We start from the raw sequence: 18,694 nt of genomic DNA on the forward strand, positions 1-18,694 counted from the left end.
TGCGCTCCCTCGTGCGGTCAGGCGGTGGTCGCTCCTCCGGGCAGCCCGGCGGCGGCTGCCGCGTCGACGAGCCACAGCGTGCGCTCGGTGCCGAGCGCACCCGCGGCAGGGGTGGTCTCGACGGGGGCCGACGCGAGCGCGGACGCGACGGCGTCCGCCTTCTCGGAGCCCGCGGCGACGACCCACACCTGGCGGGCCGTGCGGATGGCGTCGAACGTGAGCGAGACCCGCAGCGGCGGCGGCTTGGGTGACCCGTGCACCCCGGTCGTCGCGCCGAGCGCCCCGAGCGCCGGGTGGCCGGGGAACAGGGACGCGACGTGCCCGTCGGGACCCATGCCGAGGAGCAGCACGTCGAACGCCGGGACGTCCGCGTGGTCGGACGCGAACCGCGCGAGCTCGGTCGCGTACGCCTCCGCGGCCGCCTCGGGCGTGGTCACGAGCGTGTCGAGCGCGGGGACGGCGTGGACGTTCTCGGCCGGCAGCGCGTCGGCGAGGGCGGTCAGCAGCGCGTCGCGCGCCTGCGTCTCGTTGCGGTCGCGGTCGCCCTCGGGCAGGAACCGCTCGTCCCCCCACCAGACGTGCACCTGCGACCAGTCGACGGCGTCGCGCACGGGGGAGGTGGCCGCGGCGGCGAGCGTGCGGATCCCCACGGTCCCGCCGGTGAGCACGACGTGCAGGGGAGCGCGGTGCGACTGGGCGTCGACGAGCGCGACCAGCAACCGTGCCGCGGTGGCCTGCGCGAGCACCTCCGCGTCGGGGTGGACGACGACCTCGCGTGGCGTGGTCATGCGGCCGGGATCTTCGGCAGGCCCTTGGTGAGCACGTCGCCGTAGACCTCGTCGGGGTCGAGACGGCGCAGCTCCTCCGCGAGGCACTCGCGCAGGTGACGGATCGGCAGCGCGATGCGGTGCTCGGGCTGCTCGGGCTGTCGCAGCGCGGCCGTCTTGCCGTCGGGCCGGTCGAGCACGATGTCCCCGGACGCCCGCTCGAGCCGGACCTGGATGATCGCGGGGGCGTCGTCGATCCGCTCGACCTCGACCGGGCAGCGCAGCGCGTGCGCGAGCCAGGCCGCGACCATGTCGACCGACGTGTGCGTCGTCTGCCCCGAGACGACCGCGCGACGCACCGGCTCGAACGGCGGCTGCTCGAGCGTCGCGGCGATGAGACCGCGCCACAGGGTCGCGCGCGTCCACGCGAGGTCGGTGTCGCCCTCGCGGTAGGAGTCGGCGAGCGTCCGCAGCCACCGACCGGGGTCCGACGAGCGGACGGAGTCGGTGATGCGCCGCTGGGCCATGCGCCCGAGCGGGTGCTCGGAGGGCACCTCGGGCGGCTCGTACGGCCACCAGGCGACGATGGGCGCGTCCGGCAGCAGCAGCGGCATGACGAGCGTGTCGAGGTGCTCGGCAACCTCGCCCGTCGGCCGCAGGATGATGACCTCGCTCGCACCCGCGTCGCCGCCGAGGCGGATCTGGGCGTCGAGGCCCACCTCGGACGGCGCGGCGCCCGCACGCTGCGACGTGATGAGGATGACGCGGCAGGGGTGCTCGCGGCTCGCGTCGTTCGCGGCGGCGATCGCGTGCTCGGGGTCGTGGTCGCCCGTGTCCACGACGAGCGTCAGCACGCGCCCGAGGGCGACCGCACCGCCTTCGTCGCGCTCGGTGAGCAGACGCTTGGCGACCGCGCGCGTCGTCGTGCCCGGCATGTCGATGATCACGGCAGCCTCCACTGGCGCCCGTCGCGCGCCATCATCTCGTCGGCCGAGGCCGGTCCCCACGTGCCCGCCCGGTAGCCGTCCGGCTTCCCGTGGCGCGCCCAGTACTCGATGATCGGGTCGAGGATCTTCCAGGAGAGCTCGACCTCGGTGTTCTGCGGGAACAGCGGCGGGTCGCCCAGCAGGACGTCGAGGATCAGCCGCTCGTACGCCTCGGGCGACGCCTCGGTGAACGCGTGCCCGTAGCCGAAGTCCATCGTGACGTCACGGACCTCCATCTGCGTGCCCGGGACCTTGGCACCGAACCGCAGCGTGACACCCTCGTCGGGCTGCACGCGGATGACCAGGGCGTTCTTGCCGAGCTCCTCGGTGGCGGTCGACTCGAACGGCAGGTGCGGCGCCTTCTTGAAGACGACCGCGATCTCCGTGACGCGCTTGCCGAGCCGCTTGCCGGTGCGCAGGTAGAACGGCACGCCCGCCCAGCGACGGGTGTCGATGTCGACGCGGATCGCGGCGTACGTCTCCGTCGTCGAGTGCGGGTTGAAGCCCTCCTCCTCGAGGAAGCCGACGACCTGCTCGCCGCCCTGCCAGCCCGCGGTGTACTGACCGCGGGCCGTGTGCCGGCCGATGTCGCGGGGCACGCGCACGGCCGAGAGCACCTTCTCCTTCTCGGCCCGCAGCGCGGTCGCGTCGAACGAGACGGGCTCCTCCATCGCGGTGAGCGCGAGGAGCTGCAGCAGGTGGTTCTGGATGACGTCGCGAGCGGCCCCGATGCCGTCGTAGTAGCCCGCGCGTCCGCCGATGCCGATGTCCTCGGCCATCGTGATCTGCACGTGGTCGACGTAGTTCGCGTTCCAGATCGGCTCGAACAGCTGGTTCGCGAAGCGCAGCGCCAGCAGGTTCTGGACCGTCTCCTTGCCGAGGTAGTGGTCGATCCGGAAGATATCGTCCGGTCGGAACACCGACGAGACGATCTCCTGCAGCTCGCGTGCGCTGGCGAGGTCGTGCCCGAACGGCTTCTCGATCACGACGCGGCGCCAGCGGCCCTCCTGCGGCTGCGACAGGCCGGACCGCGACAGCTGCTCGCACACGATCGGGAACGAGGACGGCGGCACCGACAGGTAGAACGCGTGGTTGCCACCCGTGCCGCGGGACACGTCGAGCTCCTCGACGGTGGTCCGCAGCCGGTCGAACGCGGCGGCGTCGTCGAACGTGCCCTGCACGAACCGGATGCCCTCGGAGAGCTGGCGCCACGTCGCCTCACGGAACGGGGTGCGCGCGTGCTCCTTGACCGAGTCGTGCACGATCTGCGCGAAGTCCTGCGTCTCCCAGTCGCGGCGGGCGAAGCCCGTGAGCGCGAACCCCGGGGGGAGCAGGCCACGGTTCGTCAGGTCGTACACCGCCGGCATGAGCTTCTTGCGCGCCAGGTCGCCCGTGACGCCGAAGATCACGAGGCCGCACGGGCCCGCGATGCGCGGCAGGCGGCGGTCGCGCGGGTCGCGCAGGGGGTTCGTCCCCTGCGCGACCTTCGCCAGGCTCACGAGGCGTCCGCCGCGCGGTCGGCAGCCTGGCCGAGACCCTCGGCGACCTTCGCGAGGAGCTGTTCCCAGCTCGCCTCGAACTTGGCGACACCCTCGACCTCGAGCTCGTGCGCGACGTCGTCGATGTCGATGCCGAGCGCGACGAGCCGGTCGAGCAGCGCGGCCGCGTCGGCCTGCGTGCCGGTCACGGTGTCGTGGCCGTCGCCGCCGTGGTCGGCCACGGCGTCCAGCGTCTTCTCCGGCATGGTGTTGACGACGCCCGCGACCACGAGCTCGTCGACGTACAGCGTGTCGGGGTAGGCCGGGTCCTTGACGCCGGTCGACGCCCACAGCGGGCGCTGCGGGTGCGCGCCGGCCGCGGCGAGCGCCTGCCACCGGTCGGACGCGACGACCTCCTCGTAGATGCCGTAGGCGAGCCGCGCGTTCGCGATCGCCGCCTTGCCGCGCAGCTCGGCGGCCTCGGGGGTGCCGAGCGCGTCGAGGCGCGGGTCCACCGCGGCGTCGACGCGCGAGACGAAGAACGACGCGACCGAGGCGACCGGCGCGAGGTCGTGCCCGTTCGCGCGCGCCTGCTCGAGCCCGTCCTGGAACGCGTCGAGGACCGCGGCGTAGCGCTGCAGCGAGAAGATCAGCGTGACGTTGACGCTGATGCCCTCGGCGAGCACGGCGGTGATCGCCGGCAGCCCCTCGAGCGTGGCGGGGATCTTGATGAAGACGTTCGGCCGGTCCACGGCGACCCACAGCGCCTTCGCGGACGCGACCGTGGCCGCGGTGTCGTGCGCGAGCCGGGGGTCGACCTCGATCGAGACGCGCCCGTCCTGGCCGCCGGTGGCGTCGTACACCGGGCGCAGCACGTCGGCCGCGGCCCGCACGTCGTCCGTGGTGATCGCGAAGACGGCCTGGTCGACGTCCGCGCCCTGCGCGGCGAGCGCACGCAGCTGCTCGTCGTACGCGTCGCCCTGGCTGATCGCGGCGGCGAAGATCGTGGGGTTCGTCGTCACGCCCACCACGCCGCGCTCGACGAGAGCGGCGAGGTTGCCGGACCGCAGGCGCTCGCGCGACAGGTCGTCGAGCCAGACGGCGACTCCCGCCCCGGTGAGCCGTGCGAGGGGTCCGCTCGGTGCCATGGTCGTTCCTTCCCTCATGCAGCCGGACGGCTGCGCGCGGCTGAGCCGCGAGGCCTCTCGGTCATCCTGACCGGGCGGGCGGCGGGGCGCCTGCTGGAGGGCGCCCCGCCGCCGCTCGGGTCAGCCCTGCTGGTCGCCCGTGCCGGTGGCCGTCGGGGTCGCCGCGGTCGCCGACGGCGCCGCGTCGCCCCGCGCCGCGGCGATGGACTCGTGCGCCGCCGCGACCACGGCCTCGGTCGTGATGCCGAACTCGCGGTACAGCGTCTGGTAGTCCGCCGAGGCACCGAAGTGCTCGAGCGACACCGTGCGGCCCGCGTCGCCGACGATCTTGTGCCACGACAGCGCGATGCCCGCCTCGACCGAGACGCGGGCGCGGACGGCCGACGGCAGCACCGACTCGCGGTACTCGTCGTCCTGCGCCGCGAACCACTCGAGCGACGGTGCCGAGACGACGCGCGTCGGGACGCCGGCAGCCTCGAGGACCTCGCGCGCCTCGACCGCGAGCTGCACCTCGGAGCCCGTGCCGATCAGGATCACCTCGGGGGAGCCGGTGCTCGCCTCGAGCAGGACGTACGCGCCCTTGGCGACGCCCTCGGCGCCGGCGAAGCCCTCCTCGCCGCGCGGGAACGTCGGGACGTTCTGGCGCGTGAGGATGAGGCCGACCGGGCCGTCGCGGTGCTCGAGCACGGCCTTCCATGCCTGCGCTGTCTCGTTCGCGTCCGCCGGGCGGACCACGGCGAGGCCGGGGATCGCGCGCAGCGCGGTGAGGTGCTCGACCGGCTGGTGCGTCGGGCCGTCCTCGCCGAGGCCGATGGAGTCGTGCGTCCACACGTACACCGACGGCACGCCCATGAGCGCCGCGAGGCGCACGGAACCGCGCATGTAGTCCGCGAACTGCAGGAACGTGCCGCCATACGCGCGCGTCAGGCCGTGCAGCGTGATGCCGGACAGGATCGCGCCCATGCCGTGCTCACGGATGCCGAAGTGCAGCGTGCGGCCGCCCTCGTCGCCCGCGAACTCGTGGGTCGAGCGCTTGGCCGGGATGAAGGACGGCTGGCCCTTCATCGTCGTGTTGTTCGAGCCCGCGAGGTCGGCCGAGCCGCCCCACAGCTCGGGCAGCGCGTCGGCGACGGCCGACAGCACCTCACCCGACGCGGCGCGGGTCGCGACGGCCTTGCCCGCCGGGAACACGGGCAGCGAGGACTCCCAGTCCGCGGGCAGCTCGTGGGCGACCAGGCGGTCCAGGAGCGCCTTGCGCTCGGGGTTGTCGGCGGCCCACGCGTCGAACGACTCCTGCCACGCGGCGCGCGCCTGCGCCGCCCGGTCCGCGAGCGAGCGCGTGTGCGCGAGCACGTCGTCGGCGACCTCGAACGTCTGGTCGGGGTCGAAGCCGAGCAGCTCCTTGAGGCCGCGGATGGAGTCCGAGCCGAGCTTCGAGCCGTGCGACGAGTGGTCGTCGGTCTTGCCCGGCGTCGGCCACGCGATGAGCGTGCGGATGCCGATGAACGACGGCTTGTCGGTGACGGCCTTGGCCGCCTCGATCGCCGCGTGCAGCGCGTCGACGTCCTCGCGGTACTCGCCGCCGGCGGTCCAGTCGACGAACTGGACGTGCCAGCCGTACGCCTCGTAGCGCGCCAGGACGTCCTCGGTGAACGCGATCTGCGTGTCGCCCTCGATCGAGATGTGGTTGTCGTCCCACAGCACGACGAGGTTGCCGAGCTCCTGCGTGCCCGCGATGGACGACGCCTCGCTGGTCACGCCCTCCTGCAGGTCGCCGTCGGACGCGATCACGTACGTGAAGTGGTCGAACGGGCTCGTGCCCGGCGCGGCGTCCGGGTCGAGGAGGTGGCGCTCGCGCCGCTGCGCCATCGCGAAGCCGACCGCCGACGCGAGACCCTGGCCGAGCGGGCCGGTGGTGATCTCGACGCCCGCCGTGTGCTTGTACTCGGGGTGGCCGGGCGTCTTCGAGCCCCAGGTGCGCAGCGCCTGCAGGTCCTCGAGCTCGAGGCCGAACCCGCCGAGGTAGAGCTGGATGTACTGGGTCAGGCACGAGTGGCCCGCCGACAGCACGAACCGGTCCCGGCCCAGCCAGTGGGTGTCCTTCGGGTCGTGCCGCAGCACGTTCTGGTAGAGCAGGTACGCCACGGGGGCCAGGCTGATCGCCGTCCCCGGGTGGCCGTTGCCCACCTTCTCGACGGCGTCAGCGGCCAGGACGCGCACCGTGTCCACGGCCTTCACGTCCAGGTCGGTCCAGCCGACCGTCTGCGCCAGGGGAGCCTTCGCGTTCACCGCACCTCATTCCCACCCGGGGGGAGCCGGGTGACGTTTCCGACTTGCGTGCTTGCTCGCCGCGCGCGTCCCGGGCTGGTCCCGGGTCGCGTCCTCGTCCGTGGCTGGCCCGGTGCCGTCCTCGTCGTCGGTCCGTCCGCGGGGGACGGGCCGGGACGTGACGGAACTCCCGGACGGACTTCGGCTCGCCGCTCGAGCCTATAGCGCACGCGCGCGGGGGTCGCGGTCGTGACCAGTCTCCGGCCACTCTCACAGCCCCGTGGGAGTGCCTGTGCGACGAGCGACCCATCTCACACGACGCGCGGCCCCCGTCCGAGGGGCTTTCGTCCTGCCCCGGGGCGTAGCATGGCGAGGCGACGTCAGATCCCCGACACCCCGACCGGCACGACGCGCGCGCGGACCCGACGACGGGCCGCGCCGCCCGGCCGGCACGACACGAACGGAACCGTCCCGCGTGCGCCTTACGAGCCCCTCGTCCGTCGACGACCGGTCGGTCGACGCCGCGTCCCTGACGGGCGCGCGCGGCGCGCACGGCACGACGACGCCCGGGGCGACGGTTCCCGGCGCGACGGCGCGCGGCGGCCGCCCCGGTCCCCGCGCCGAGGACCGGCCCGAGGGTGGCGCCGATGGTGAGGCGACCGCGGCGCGGCGCCGCGGCCCGCTGGGTCGCGTCGGTGCGGTCGTCGGCCCGTACGTGACGTTGACCAAGCCGCGCGTCGTCGAGCTGCTGCTGGTCACGACGATCCCCACGATGATCCTCGCGCAGGGCGGCTGGCCGAGCCTCGGGCTCGTCGTCGCGACGCTCGTCGGCGGTGCGGCCGCGGCGGGGTCCGCCAACGTCCTCAACTGCTACATCGACCGTGACATCGACCAGGTCATGAACCGGACCCGTCGTCGTCCGACGGCGACGGGCGAGATCAGCCCCGCCGCGGCGCTCACGTTCGGGCTCGTGCTCGGCGTGGTCAGCCTGGTGTGGCTGTGGCTGCTGGTGAACCCGGTGTCGTCGATGCTCACCGCGGGCGCGATCCTCATCTACGTCGTCGGCTACACGATGATCCTCAAGCGCCGCACGCCGCAGAACATCGTGTGGGGTGGCGCGGCCGGGTGCATGCCGGTGCTGATCGGCTGGTCGGCCGTCACCGGTGGGGTCGGCTGGCCGGCGGTGCTGCTGTTCGGTGTGATCTTCTTCTGGACGCCGCCGCACTACTGGCCGCTGTCGATGAAGTTCCGCAAGGACTACGCGGCCGCCGGCGTGCCGATGCTGCCCGTCGTCGCGAAGGACGCGAAGGTCGCGCGCGAGATGATCGGCTACACGCTCGCGATGATCGGGTGCTCGCTGCTGCTGGTCCCCGCCGCGGGCATGACCTGGGTGTACGCGGTCGTCGCGACGGCGCTGGGCGTCTGGTTCCTCGTCTCGTGCATCGGTCTGCTGCGGCGCGCGCAGGACCCGGCGCGCGGCAAGCTGCGCGCGATGAGCGTTTTCCACGCCTCGATCACCTACCTCACCCTCCTGTCGGTCGCGGTGTCGGTCGACGTGTTCCTGCCCCTGTGACGTCGGGCGCGCGGTGGCGGACGACGTCTCGCGCTCGCCGCTCGCGCGCGCGCTCGAGGACTACCTCGCGCACCTGACCGTGGAGCGCGGGCTGTCCCGCAACACCACGTCGGCGTACCGCCGCGACCTCGGCCGGTACGTCGCGTACCTCGAGTCCCGTGGCCGCGCGACGCCCGACGACGTCGTCGAGCAGGACGTCGAGGACTTCCTGGCGGCCCTGCGGACGGGCGCCGACGGGGGCAGCGCGCTGTCCGCCTCGTCGGCCGCGCGTGCCGTGGTCGCGGTGCGCGGCTGGCACCGGTTCTGGGTGCGGGACGGCGTCACGACGAGCGACGCGGCCCGTGCCGTGCGCCCGCCCGCGCAGCCGCGCCGCCTGCCCAAGGCCATCACGGTCGAGGAGGTGGGGCGGCTGATCGACGCCGCAGGGCTCGGCGACGGGCCGACCGCGCTGCGCGACCGCGCGCTGCTCGAGCTGCTGTACGCGACGGGCGCGCGGATCTCCGAGGCGGTGGGGCTGGACGTCGACGACGTGGACGCCACCCCCGGCCGCGCGTCTGTCCGCCTGTTCGGCAAGGGCGCCAAGGAGCGGGTGGTCCCGCTCGGGTCGTTCGCGCTCGAGGCCGTGGAGGCGTACCTCGTGCGCGGCCGGCCCGTGCTCGCCGCGCACGGGCGCGGGACGCCCGCCGTGTTCCTCAACACCCGGGGCGCACGGCTCTCCCGGCAGTCGGCGTGGGCGGCGTTGCGCACGGCCGCCGAGCGCGCGGGGCTCGTCGGCGCGGACGGCACCGCCGCTCACCTGTCGCCGCACACGCTGCGGCACTCGTTCGCGACGCACCTGCTGCAGGGTGGTGCGGACGTGCGCGTGGTGCAGGAGCTGCTGGGGCACGCGTCCGTCACGACGACGCAGATCTACACGCTGGTGACGCCGGACACGCTGCGCGAGGTGTACCAGCTCAGCCATCCTCGGGCGCGCTGAGAGGTGGCACCGGGACGTCGTGCGGGACGCCACCTCGGACGGTGCCTCGGACGGCACGTCGGACGGCATGCCGAACGGCATGTCGAACGGCGCGGTACCGACGCCGGGGGGCGTCGCCTCCGGTAGGTTGTCCGTCGTGGTGACCAGCGAGACGACGCAGGACCAGGTCGACGCCGTCGGGCGTCCGCTCCCGCACTTCCCGGAGCCGACGGCGCTCGCCTCGCACGGACCTGCCCGCGTCATCGCGATGTGCAACCAGAAGGGCGGCGTCGGCAAGACGACGACCACCATCAACCTGGCCGCGGCGCTCGCCGAGTACGGCCGACGCGTGCTCATCGTCGACTTCGACCCGCAGGGCGCGGCGTCGGTCGGCCTCGGCGTGAGCCCGCACGAGCTCGACCTCACGGTCTACAACCTGCTCATGGAGCGTGACGCGCAGGTCGCGGACGTCCTGCGGCACACCGCGACCCCCGGGCTCGACCTGCTGCCCGCGAACATCGACCTGTCGGCCGCCGAGGTCCAGCTCGTCGGCGAGGTGGCCCGCGAGTCGGTCCTCTCGCGTGCGCTGCGCCCGGTGCTGGACGACTACGACGTCGTGCTCATCGACTGCCAGCCCTCGCTGGGCCTGCTCACGGTCAACGCCCTGACCGCCGCGCACGGCGTGCTCATCCCGCTCGAGTGCGAGTTCTTCGCGCTGCGCGGCGTGGCCCTGCTCATCGAGACGATCGAGAAGGTGCGCGACCGGCTCAACCCCCGCCTCGAGGTCGACGGCATCCTCGCCACGATGTACGACTCCCGCACGCTGCACGCCCGCGAGGTCGTCGCACGCGTCCACGAGGCGTTCGGCGACACGCTGCTGCAGACGGTCATCGGGCGCACGGTGAAGTTCCCCGACGCGACCGTGGCCGCCGAGCCGATCACGACGTACGCACCGACGCACTCGGGCGCCGCGGCCTACCGGCAGCTCGCGCGCGAGCTCGTCGCCCGTGGCGACGCCGCCTGAGGCCGCGCCCGGCGGCGACGCGGACACCCGCACGACCGAGGAGCGGTTGCCGGGGCCCGGCACCGCGGCGGAGGGCTCTCCCGCCGGCACCGCCGGCTTCGAGGTGCACCTCGACAACTTCAGCGGTCCGTTCGACCTGCTGCTGGGGCTCATCGCGAAGCACAAGCTCGACATCACGGAGGTCGCGCTCGCGCGCGTGACGGACGAGTTCATCGCGTACATCCGGGCGGCGGAGGCGGCGTGGGACCTCAACCGCGCCTCGGAGTTCCTGGTGGTCGCGGCGACCCTGCTCGACCTCAAGGCCGCGCGGCTGCTGCCGTCGGCCGACGTCGAGGACGCGGAGGACCTCGAGCTGCTCGAGGCGCGTGACCTGCTGTTCGCACGGCTGCTGCAGTACCGCGCGTACAAGCAGGTCGCCGCGGACCTGGCGCGCCGGTGGGGCACCGAGGGCCGGCGGTTCCCGCGTACGGTCGCGCTCGAGCCGCACCTCGCCGCGCTGCTGCCGGAGCTCGTGTGGCAGGTCGGTCCGGACCAGCTCGCGGCCCTCGCCGCGAAGGCCCTGACACCGCAGCCGCCGCCGCCCGGCGTGGACATCAGCCACCTGCACGCGCCGCCCGTCTCGGTGCGCGAGCAGGCCGCGGTGCTCGTCGACCGCCTGCGGCACCACGGTTCGGCCTCGTTCCGTGCGCTCGTGGCGGACGCGGGGTCGACGATCGTCGTGGTCACCCGCTTCCTCGCGCTGCTGGAGCTGTTCCGTGAGGGTGCCGTGGGCTTCGACCAGGTGAGCCCGCTCGGCGAGCTGACCGTCCGGTGGACCGGGGCGGCCGAGGGCGACGTCACGGTGTCCGACGACTTCGACCAGGAGGACGGTCCGGCACCGACCGCGGGCGACGGACCGCCCGACGGACCCGATACGCACGACACGGACGACACGCACGACACGCACGACCGGGAGGACGCATGAGCGTGCACGACGACGAGGCGGGCGCCCGGGCTGCGACGCCCGATGCGGCGCAGGTGGACGTCGACGAGCTGCCGGGCGGCGCGACCGCTGCGCTCGAGGCCGTCCTCATGGTGGCCGACGAGCCGATCGCGACGGTCCGGCTCGCGAGCGTGCTCGCGCTGCCCACCACGCGCGTCGAGGAGCTGGCGGCGGAGCTCGCCGCCGAGTACCGCGGCGAGCGCGGCGGGCGCCCCCGAGGGTTCGAGCTGCGGCACGCGGGGGAGGGCTGGCGCATCTACTCCGCACCCGCGTACGCGGACGTCGTCGGCCGGTTCGTCCTGGACGGCCAGTCCGCGCGTCTCACACAGGCGGCGCTCGAGACGCTCGCGGTCGTGGCGTACCGTCAACCGGTGACCCGCGGGCAGGTCTCGGCCGTGCGCGGGGTGAACGTGGACGGCGTGATGCGCACGCTCACGGCACGCGGGCTCGTCGTCGAGGTGGGCACCGAGCCGACGAGCGGTGCGCTCCTGTACGGGACCACGGGATACTTCTTGGAGCGGATGGGCCTGTCCAGCCTGGACGAGCTGCCCCCGCTCGCGCCTTACCTGCCGGAGATCGACGCCCTCGAGGGCGTCGACGACACCGGCGCCACGATCGGAGGACCTTCATGACCCCCCAGCCTCGCCGCTCGGACGGCGGACGACCCGGACGACCGGGCGCCTCGCGCGGCGGTGCCCCGAGCGGTGGCAAGAAGCCGCACCGCGGGCAGGCCGCGGGCGGTGCGTCGCGCGGGAAGTCCGGCGCCTCCCGCCCGAACCGCCCGCAGGCTGCGCGCCGCGCCCCCGCCCCGGTGACCATCGACGTGCACGACCCGGAGGGCGTGCGCCTGCAGAAGCTGCTCGCCGCCGCCGGCCTCGGCTCGCGACGCGCGTGCGAGACGCTCATCACGTCGGGCCGGGTCGAGGTCGACGGGCAGGTGGTCATGGAGCTCGGGGTGCGCGTCGACCCGAAGAGCGCCGTCGTCCTCGTCGACGGGCTGCGCGTGCAGCTCGACACGTCGCACGTCACGATCGCACTCAACAAGCCCAAGGGTGTCGTGTCGACGATGCACGACGAGCAGGGTCGCCCCTCGGTCGCGCAGTTCGTGCGGGACCGCTCCGAGCGGCTGTTCCACGTCGGTCGGCTCGATGCCGACACCGAGGGCCTGCTGCTGCTCACGAGCGACGGCGAGCTCGCGAACCACCTGTCGCACCCGTCGCACGGCGTGGCCAAGACGTACCTCGCCGAGGTCCAGGGCCGCGTGACGCCCGCGACCGCCACGCGCCTGCAGCGCGGCGTGGAGCTCGACGACGGCCCCGCGAAGGCCGACAAGGTCACGATCGTCCAGGCGCTGCCGCACCTGTCGCTCGTGGAGATCGTGATCCACGAGGGCCGCAACCGGATCGTGCGTCGGATGCTGGAGGAGGTCGGGCACCCCGTCACCAAGCTCGTCCGCACGCGCATCGGCCCGATCCGCCTGGGCGACCTCAAGCAGGGCCGCACGCGTGTGCTGTCGCAGGTCGAGCTGGGATCGCTGATGTCCCAGGCGGGGATGTGACGGCCGCGACCCGCGGCCCCGTCCTCGTCGTCGGCGCCGGGCTGATCGGCGCGTCCGTGGGCCTGCGACTGCGCGCGGAGGGCGTGGACGTGCGCCTCGAGGACCCGTCGCGCACCGCGGTCGCGCTGGCACGCGACGTGGGTGCCGGTCGCCCCGCGAGCCCGGACGACGACGAGCCGGCGCTGGTCGTCGTCGCGGCGCCCCCTGACGTCACGGCGGGCGTGGTGCGCCGCCAGCTCGAGGCGTACCCTCACGCGGTCGTGACCGACGTCGCGTCGGTCAAGGGGCACGTGCTCGCGGAGCTGCGCGAGCACGGTGTGCCGCTCGACCGGTACGTCGGGTCGCACCCGATGGCGGGCCGGGAACGCTCGGGCCCCTCGGCGGCGGTGCCGGACCTGTTCCTCGGGCGGCCCTGGGTGATCGCAGAGTCCGCCGAGTCGTCGCCCGACGCGGTGCTCGCCGTGCGTGCGCTGGCGGTGGACCTGGGCGCGGTGCCGGTCACGATGGCCGCCGACGCGCACGACGCGGCGGTCGCCGCGGTCTCGCACGTGCCGCAGGTGGTCGCGTCGCTGGTCGCGGCGCGGCTCGTGGAGGTCGACGACGCAGCGCTCGGGCTCGCCGGGCAGGGCCTGCGGGACGTCACGCGCATCGCGGCGTCCGACCCGGAGCTGTGGACGTCGATCCTGGCCGCGAACTCCGCGGCGGTCCGCCCGATCCTCGAGTCGCTGCGCACGGACCTGGACGCGGTCATCACCGCGCTCGCGCAGGCGGACTCGGCCACGGGCCCCGAGACGGTGGGCACGGGCGTGCTCGTGACGATCGCGCGCGCGATCGCGGCGGGCAACGAGGGAGTCGCCCGGATCCCCGGCAAGCACGGTGGCGCGCAGCGCGCCTACGAGGAGGTCACGGTGCTCGTGCCCGACTCGCCCGGCGAGCTCGCGCGGCTGCTCTCGGAGGTCGGCGAGACCGGGGTCAACCTCGAGGACCTGCGCCTCGAGCACGCGGCCGGCCGGCAGGTCGGCATGGCGGTCATCTCGGTGCTGCCGGGCAGTGCGACCAAGCTCGAGTGGGAGCTGGCGGAACGTGGATGGAGGCTGGTGGTGTGAGCGCGCTCGTCGTCGCCGTGGACGGGCCCTCGGGGTCCGGGAAGTCGAGCGTGTCGCGGGAGGTCGCCCGGCGTCTGGGGCTCGCGTACCTCGACACCGGTGCGATGTACCGCGCCGCGACGTGGTGGTGCCTGCACACCGGCGTCGCGCTCGACGACCGGGCCGCCGTGGCGCAGGCCGTGCGTGACCTGCCGCTCGACCAGGACGTGGACCCGGACGCGCCGCACGTCGTCGTCGACGGGACGTCCGTGGACGACGCGATCCGCGAGACACGCATCTCGGCCGCGGTGAGCGCGGTCGCGACGAACCTCGACGTGCGCGACGAGCTCCGCCGTCGGCAGCGTGCCGCGATCGCGGAGCAGGCCGACGCGTCGTCCTTCTCGCACGGCCGCGGCATCGTCGCGGAGGGCCGCGACATCACCACGGTGGTCGCGCCCGACGCCGACGTGCGTGTGCTGCTGACGGCGTCCGAGGAGGCCCGGCTCGCGCGGAGAGCACGTGACGTGCACGGCTCCGACGACGCGGCATCGGTCGACGCGACGCGCGACCAGGTGCTGCGTCGCGACGCGGACGACTCGACGGTCGTGCAGTTCCACGTCGCGGCGGACGGGGTCGTGACGGTCGACTCGTCCGACCTGGACTTCGAGCAGACCGTGGCCGCCGTGCTCGCGGTCGTCGAGCAGGTCGGCGGGCAGCGCGCATGAGCGAGGAGCGCGGGCGACCGACGGCGGGCGTGCGGGCCGGTCACGCCCTGGGGCGGGTCATCGCGCACGGCGTGTGGGCGACCCGGGTGCTCGGCGCGCACCGCGTGCCGACGACGGGTCCGGTGCTGCTCGCCGCGAACCACACGGGCGTGATCGACGGACCCGTGCTCGTGGGCGCTTCGCCACGGCCCGTGCACATGCTCATCAAGCAGGAGATGTTCTCCGGCGCGCTGGGTGCGCTCCTGCGCGCGCTGGACCAGATCCCGGTCGACCGGGACAACGCCCGCACCGCGCTCGGGGCGGGCCTCGAGGTGCTCAAGCGTGGGGGAGTCGTCGGGATCTTCCCCGAGGGCAGCCGCGGCAAGGGTGACGCGGCGGACGCGCGCGCGGGCATCACGTGGCTCGCCCTGAACGGCAACGCACCCGTCGTGCCGGTCGCCGTGCTGGGCACGAGGCGTACCGGGCAGGGCGTCAACCACCTGCCGCGGGTGCGCCGACGCCTCGTCGTCGCGTTCGGGGAGCCGGTCGTGGTCGAGCGGGCGCCCCGCGTGTCGGGCCGGCAGGCGATGATCGAGGCCAACGAGCGGATCCGGGACGCGCTCGCGCTGCACGTGGCCGCGACCGTGGAGGCGACCGGCCTCACGCTGCCGGCCGACGCACCGCTGTCCGCCGAGGCCCCCTGAGGGGCTCGCGACCGGGGGTGTGCGCGACGACTCCCTGCCCGACGGCGGTCCGGGGTCGGGTCCAGGGCGTTCGTCAGGGACAATGGGCACCATGAGTGAGCCTGAGGTCGAGTTCGTCCTGCCCGACGAGGCCGGGGACGCCGAGCGTGAGCGCGCGCTGCGGGCGGGTCTGGCGGAGTACGAGCTCGAGGACGACGACCTCGCGCTCCTGCAGCACGACGGGGACGACGAGGACGGCGCCGGTGCCGAGGCGCCCCTGCCGGTCCTCGCGATCGTCGGGCGCCCGAACGTGGGCAAGTCGACGCTCGTCAACCGCATCCTCGGCCGCCGCGAGGCCGTCGTCGAGGACAAGCCCGGCGTCACGCGCGACCGGGTGAGTTACCCGGCGGAGTGGTCGGGGCGGCGGTTCACGCTCGTCGACACGGGCGGCTGGGAGGTCGACGTCGCCGGGATCGACAAGCGCGTCGCCGAGCAGGCGGAGGTCGCGATCGCGCTGGCGGACGCGGTGGTGTTCGTCGTCGACGCCACGGTGGGTTCCACGGACACCGACGAGCAGGTCGTGCGGCTCCTGCGCCGCTCGGGCAAGCCCGTGGTCCTGTGCGCCAACAAGGTCGACGGGCCGGCCGCGGAGGCCGACGCCGCCGTCCTGTGGAGCCTCGGGCTCGGTGAGCCGCACCCCGTCTCCGCGCTGCACGGCCGCGGTACGGGCGACCTGCTCGACGCGATCCTCGACGCGCTCCCGGAGACGTCCGCGCACGGTGTGCTCCGCCCCACCGGCCCGCGCCGCGTCGCGCTCGTCGGGCGTCCGAACGTGGGCAAGTCGTCGCTGCTCAACAAGGTCGCCGGCGCCGAGCGCGTCGTCGTGGACGACGTCGCCGGCACCACGCGCGACCCGGTCGACGAGCTGATCGAGCTCAAGGGCGTGCCGTGGGTGTTCGTCGACACCGCCGGCATCCGCCGCCGCGTGCACCAGACGACGGGCGCGGACTTCTACGCGAGCCTGCGCACGCAGGCCGCGATCGAGAAGGCCGAGGTCGCGGTCGTCCTGCTCGACGCGTCGCAGCCGATGACCGAGCAGGACACGCGCGTCGTGCAGCAGGTCATCGACGCGGGCCGCGCACTGGTGATCGCGTACAACAAGTGGGACCTCATGGACGAGGACCGCCGGCCCTACCTCGAGCGCGAGATCGAGAAGGAGCTCGTGCAGGTCACGTGGGCGCCGCGGGTCAACATCTCGGCGAAGACCGGCTGGCACGCCGAGCGCCTGGTGCCCGCCCTCGAGACGGCGCTCGACTCATGGGACATGCGCATCCCGACCGGCAGGCTCAACGCGTTCCTCGGTGAGCTCGTCGCGGCGCACCCGCACCCGCTGCGCGGCGGCAAGCAGCCCCGCATCCTGTTCGCGACGCAGGCGTCCACGCGCCCGCCGCGGTTCGTCGTCTTCACCACCGGGTTCCTCGACCCGGGCTACCGCCGGTACATCGAGCGCCGCCTGCGCGAGACGTTCGGGTTCGAGGGCACGCCCATCACGATCTCCGTCCGCGTGCGGGAGAAGCGCAAGCGGTGACCTCGGGCGGCGGAGCGACCGGGGCGACGTCGCAGGGCGCGCCCTGGCGGGCCCGCGGGCCGCGCGGCCTGCTCCTGCGGTGGGGGCTGCCTCGCGACCCGCACGCGTCCCGGCACGTCACCGCGTTCCTCGTCGTGACGGTGCTCACCGTCCTGGTCACGCGCGGCGCCCTCGCCGCCACGGGCTTCCCGCAGGTCGGGGGTCCCGGGCTGCACGTGTCCCACGTGCTGTGGGGCGGGCTGCTGCTCGGTCTCGCGGTCCTGCTGGCGCTGTCGTTCATCGGCCCGGTGGTGCGGCCCCTCGTCGTGCTGGTCGGCGGGATCGGGTTCGGGCTGTTCGTGGACGAGATCGGGAAGTTCGTCACGGAGGACTACGACTACTTCTACGGGCCGACCGCGATGCTCGTGTACGTCTCGGTCGTGGCGCTCGCCCTCGTCGGCGAGGTGCTCACCGGCCGTCGCCGCGCCGTCCCGTCGGAGCGGCTCGCGGCAGCCGTCGACCAGGCCGTGGCCGGCGTCGCGGGCGGGTTCTCACCACGCGTGCGGGAGCACGCGCAGGACCTCCTGGGGGCCGCGCAGGGCGTTCCGGGCCACGACGAGGCCGCCGCGCTCGTCGCGACCGTCCGCCCGGACGGCAGCGAGCTGCCCGACCCGGTCGCCGCCGTGTCGCACGGCGTCGTCCGGCTGTCGCGACGCCTCGTGAGCGCGGCGTGGGTGCCGCGCGTGGCCGTCGTGACCATCGCCGGGACGGCGCTCCTCGGCGTCGCGCGCGGCCTGTGGCTCGCGCGTGACGGCGGGACCGCCGGGTGGGTCGTCGGGGCGCTGCTGGCCGGTGGTGCGGCCACGACGGCGGCGTGCGTCGCCGGGCTCCTGGCCGACGACCGCGAGCGCGCGTTCACCTGGTTCCGTCGCGCCGTGCTCGTGAGCCTGCTGATCACGCAGGTGGCACTCCTGCGCATCGAGGAGTGGGTGGGCTACGCCGGGCTCGCGCTCGACGTCGTCCTGCTCGGGCTCGTCGCCGCCGAGCTCGACGTGCTGCGCGAGCGGGAGCACGGGGGCGCGGACGGCGCCGGCGACGGCGGCACGGGTGGGACACGTGGGACGGGAGACGGGGCACCCGCGCGCGTACGGTAGGCTGTCGCAGGCTTCTTCGGGAGCCGTTCGGGCTGTGGCGCAGCTTGGTAGCGCACTTGACTGGGGGTCAAGGGGTCGCAGGTTCAAATCCTGTCAGCCCGACGAGATCAGGCCTGGTGAGACGACGTCTCACCAGGCCTGACGCATGTCCGGGGGCGTGCGGTGCGCGACCCGCACGAGCTCGCGGGGCGGCGCCGAGACCTGCGCGCTCGGGCCAGGTCGCGCACGATGGACCGATGGTCACGCGTCTCCTGCTGGTGTCCGACACGCACGTCCCGGCGCGCGCGCGGCGGGTGCCCGACGACGTGTGGCGGGCGGTCGACGCCGCTGACGTGGTCGTGCACGCGGGGGACTGGGTGGACGTCGAGACGCTGGACGCGTTCGAGGCACGCGCGCCGCGGCTCGTCGGCGTGTCCGGCAACAACGACGGCGCCGACCTGCGCGCACGCCTGCCCGAGGTCGCGCGGGTCGTGGTCGAGGCCGTGCGCATCGCGGTGGTGCACGAGACCGGGCCGGCGGACGGGCGCGCGCGGCGGGTCGACGCGCGGTTCGCGGACGACCGGCCCGACCTGCTGGTGTTCGGCCACAGCCACATCCCGTGGGACGCCGTGACGTCCGCGGGCACGCGGCTGCTCAACCCGGGATCGCCGACCGACCGGCGCCGCCAGCCGGTGTGCACGCTCATGACGGCGGTGGTGGACGGCACCGGCCTGCGCGACGTCACGCTGGTGCCCGTGCGCCGGGGCTGACGGCCCACCCTGG

At 74.2% G+C, this 18,694-nt stretch carries 17 protein-coding genes and 1 tRNA gene; 13 read left to right on the top strand and 5 right to left on the bottom strand.

Features of this window, described 5'->3' with window-relative positions; genetic code table 11:
• Positions 1–17 precede the first annotated feature (17 nt).
• The 5 genes from pgl to tkt all read right to left on the bottom strand — a co-directional run bounded on the left by pgl (position 18) and on the right by tkt (position 6,668).
• A complete protein-coding gene (gene pgl, locus ACT17Q_RS08075) occupies positions 18–788 on the bottom strand; it encodes a 6-phosphogluconolactonase (RefSeq protein WP_444665318.1) in 771 nt (256 codons plus the stop codon).
• Entirely contained in the window at positions 785–1,714 is a 930-nt protein-coding gene (locus ACT17Q_RS08080) for a glucose-6-phosphate dehydrogenase assembly protein OpcA (RefSeq protein WP_094182169.1), read from the bottom strand. Before ACT17Q_RS08080 ends, pgl begins: the two co-directional genes overlap by 4 nt.
• Entirely contained in the window at positions 1,711–3,252 is a 1,542-nt protein-coding gene (gene zwf / locus ACT17Q_RS08085; RefSeq protein WP_094180057.1) for a glucose-6-phosphate dehydrogenase, read from the bottom strand. The genes ACT17Q_RS08080 and zwf overlap by 4 nt, the downstream gene beginning before the upstream one ends.
• Positions 3,249–4,379: a transaldolase gene (gene tal / locus ACT17Q_RS08090; protein WP_444665319.1), complete on the bottom strand. Its 1,131-nt coding sequence runs from the start codon at positions 4,377–4,379 to the stop codon at positions 3,249–3,251. The genes zwf and tal overlap by 4 nt, the downstream gene beginning before the upstream one ends.
• 120 nt (positions 4,380–4,499) lie before the next feature.
• On the bottom strand, positions 4,500–6,668 hold the full coding sequence (tkt, locus tag ACT17Q_RS08095) for a transketolase (RefSeq protein WP_444665320.1): 2,169 nt from the start codon (positions 6,666–6,668) through the stop codon (positions 4,500–4,502).
• Positions 6,669–7,329: 661 nt separating this feature from the next.
• On the opposite strand from tkt, the gene ACT17Q_RS08100 reads away from it, so the two are divergent.
• The 13 genes from ACT17Q_RS08100 (at position 7,330) to ACT17Q_RS08160 (ending at position 18,681) form a co-directional block, all read left to right on the top strand.
• A complete protein-coding gene (locus ACT17Q_RS08100) occupies positions 7,330–8,220 on the top strand; it encodes a heme o synthase (RefSeq protein WP_094182168.1) in 891 nt (296 codons plus the stop codon).
• A gap of 13 nt (positions 8,221–8,233) precedes the next feature.
• The gene (locus tag ACT17Q_RS08105) at positions 8,234–9,196 is read left to right on the top strand and encodes a site-specific tyrosine recombinase XerD (protein ID WP_094180054.1); all 963 of its coding nucleotides are present in this window, start codon (positions 8,234–8,236) and stop codon (positions 9,194–9,196) included.
• Between the two features lie 136 nt (positions 9,197–9,332).
• Positions 9,333–10,199, top strand: coding sequence for a ParA family protein (locus ACT17Q_RS08110; RefSeq protein ID WP_444665321.1), 867 nt, complete (start codon positions 9,333–9,335; stop codon positions 10,197–10,199).
• Positions 10,183–11,163: a segregation and condensation protein A gene (locus tag ACT17Q_RS08115; protein WP_444665322.1), complete on the top strand. Its 981-nt coding sequence runs from the start codon at positions 10,183–10,185 to the stop codon at positions 11,161–11,163. The genes ACT17Q_RS08110 and ACT17Q_RS08115 overlap by 17 nt, the downstream gene beginning before the upstream one ends.
• The gene (gene scpB / locus ACT17Q_RS08120) at positions 11,160–11,813 is read left to right on the top strand and encodes an SMC-Scp complex subunit ScpB (RefSeq protein ID WP_444665323.1); all 654 of its coding nucleotides are present in this window, start codon (positions 11,160–11,162) and stop codon (positions 11,811–11,813) included. The genes ACT17Q_RS08115 and scpB overlap by 4 nt, the downstream gene beginning before the upstream one ends.
• The gene (locus ACT17Q_RS08125; RefSeq protein ID WP_094180052.1) at positions 11,810–12,739 is read left to right on the top strand and encodes a pseudouridine synthase; all 930 of its coding nucleotides are present in this window, start codon (positions 11,810–11,812) and stop codon (positions 12,737–12,739) included. Before scpB ends, ACT17Q_RS08125 begins: the two co-directional genes overlap by 4 nt.
• The gene (locus ACT17Q_RS08130) at positions 12,736–13,845 is read left to right on the top strand and encodes a prephenate dehydrogenase (RefSeq protein WP_444665324.1); all 1,110 of its coding nucleotides are present in this window, start codon (positions 12,736–12,738) and stop codon (positions 13,843–13,845) included. Before ACT17Q_RS08125 ends, ACT17Q_RS08130 begins: the two co-directional genes overlap by 4 nt.
• Positions 13,827–14,549, top strand: coding sequence for a (d)CMP kinase (cmk, locus tag ACT17Q_RS08135; RefSeq protein WP_444665325.1), 723 nt, complete (start codon positions 13,827–13,829; stop codon positions 14,547–14,549). Before ACT17Q_RS08130 ends, cmk begins: the two co-directional genes overlap by 19 nt.
• Positions 14,546–15,232, top strand: coding sequence for a lysophospholipid acyltransferase family protein (locus ACT17Q_RS08140; RefSeq protein ID WP_444665326.1), 687 nt, complete (start codon positions 14,546–14,548; stop codon positions 15,230–15,232). Before cmk ends, ACT17Q_RS08140 begins: the two co-directional genes overlap by 4 nt.
• Positions 15,233–15,323: 91 nt before the next feature.
• Positions 15,324–16,799, top strand: coding sequence for a ribosome biogenesis GTPase Der (der, locus tag ACT17Q_RS08145; RefSeq protein ID WP_444665327.1), 1,476 nt, complete (start codon positions 15,324–15,326; stop codon positions 16,797–16,799).
• Positions 16,796–17,932: a hypothetical protein gene (locus tag ACT17Q_RS08150; RefSeq protein ID WP_444665328.1), complete on the top strand. Its 1,137-nt coding sequence runs from the start codon at positions 16,796–16,798 to the stop codon at positions 17,930–17,932. The genes der and ACT17Q_RS08150 overlap by 4 nt, the downstream gene beginning before the upstream one ends.
• Positions 17,933–17,960: 28 nt before the next feature.
• Positions 17,961–18,034: transfer RNA gene (locus ACT17Q_RS08155), tRNA-Pro, on the top strand.
• 134 nt (positions 18,035–18,168) lie between these two features.
• Entirely contained in the window at positions 18,169–18,681 is a 513-nt protein-coding gene (locus ACT17Q_RS08160) for a YfcE family phosphodiesterase (RefSeq protein ID WP_268534218.1), read from the top strand.
• The last annotated feature ends 13 nt before the right edge of the window (positions 18,682–18,694 follow it).

Source organism: Cellulomonas sp. CW35 (assembly GCF_052378485.1).
Classification (GTDB): Bacteria; Actinomycetota; Actinomycetes; order Actinomycetales; family Cellulomonadaceae; genus Cellulomonas; species Cellulomonas uda.

What these genes read in the sequence shown, in the direction of transcription:
- pgl (WP_444665318.1), bottom strand. Translation starts at nt 788, where the DNA reads ATGACCACGCCACGCGAGGTCGTCGTCCACCCCGACGCGGAGGTGCTC.
- tal (WP_444665319.1), bottom strand. Translation starts at nt 4,379, where the DNA reads ATGGCACCGAGCGGACCCCTCGCACGGCTCACCGGGGCGGGAGTCGCC.
- scpB (WP_444665323.1), top strand. Translation starts at nt 11,160, where the DNA reads ATGAGCGTGCACGACGACGAGGCGGGCGCCCGGGCTGCGACGCCCGAT.
- ACT17Q_RS08125 (WP_094180052.1), top strand. Translation starts at nt 11,810, where the DNA reads ATGACCCCCCAGCCTCGCCGCTCGGACGGCGGACGACCCGGACGACCG.
- cmk (WP_444665325.1), top strand. Translation starts at nt 13,827, where the DNA reads ATGGAGGCTGGTGGTGTGAGCGCGCTCGTCGTCGCCGTGGACGGGCCC.
- ACT17Q_RS08140 (WP_444665326.1), top strand. Translation starts at nt 14,546, where the DNA reads ATGAGCGAGGAGCGCGGGCGACCGACGGCGGGCGTGCGGGCCGGTCAC.
- der (WP_444665327.1), top strand. Translation starts at nt 15,324, where the DNA reads ATGAGTGAGCCTGAGGTCGAGTTCGTCCTGCCCGACGAGGCCGGGGAC.
- ACT17Q_RS08160 (WP_268534218.1), top strand. Translation starts at nt 18,169, where the DNA reads ATGGTCACGCGTCTCCTGCTGGTGTCCGACACGCACGTCCCGGCGCGC.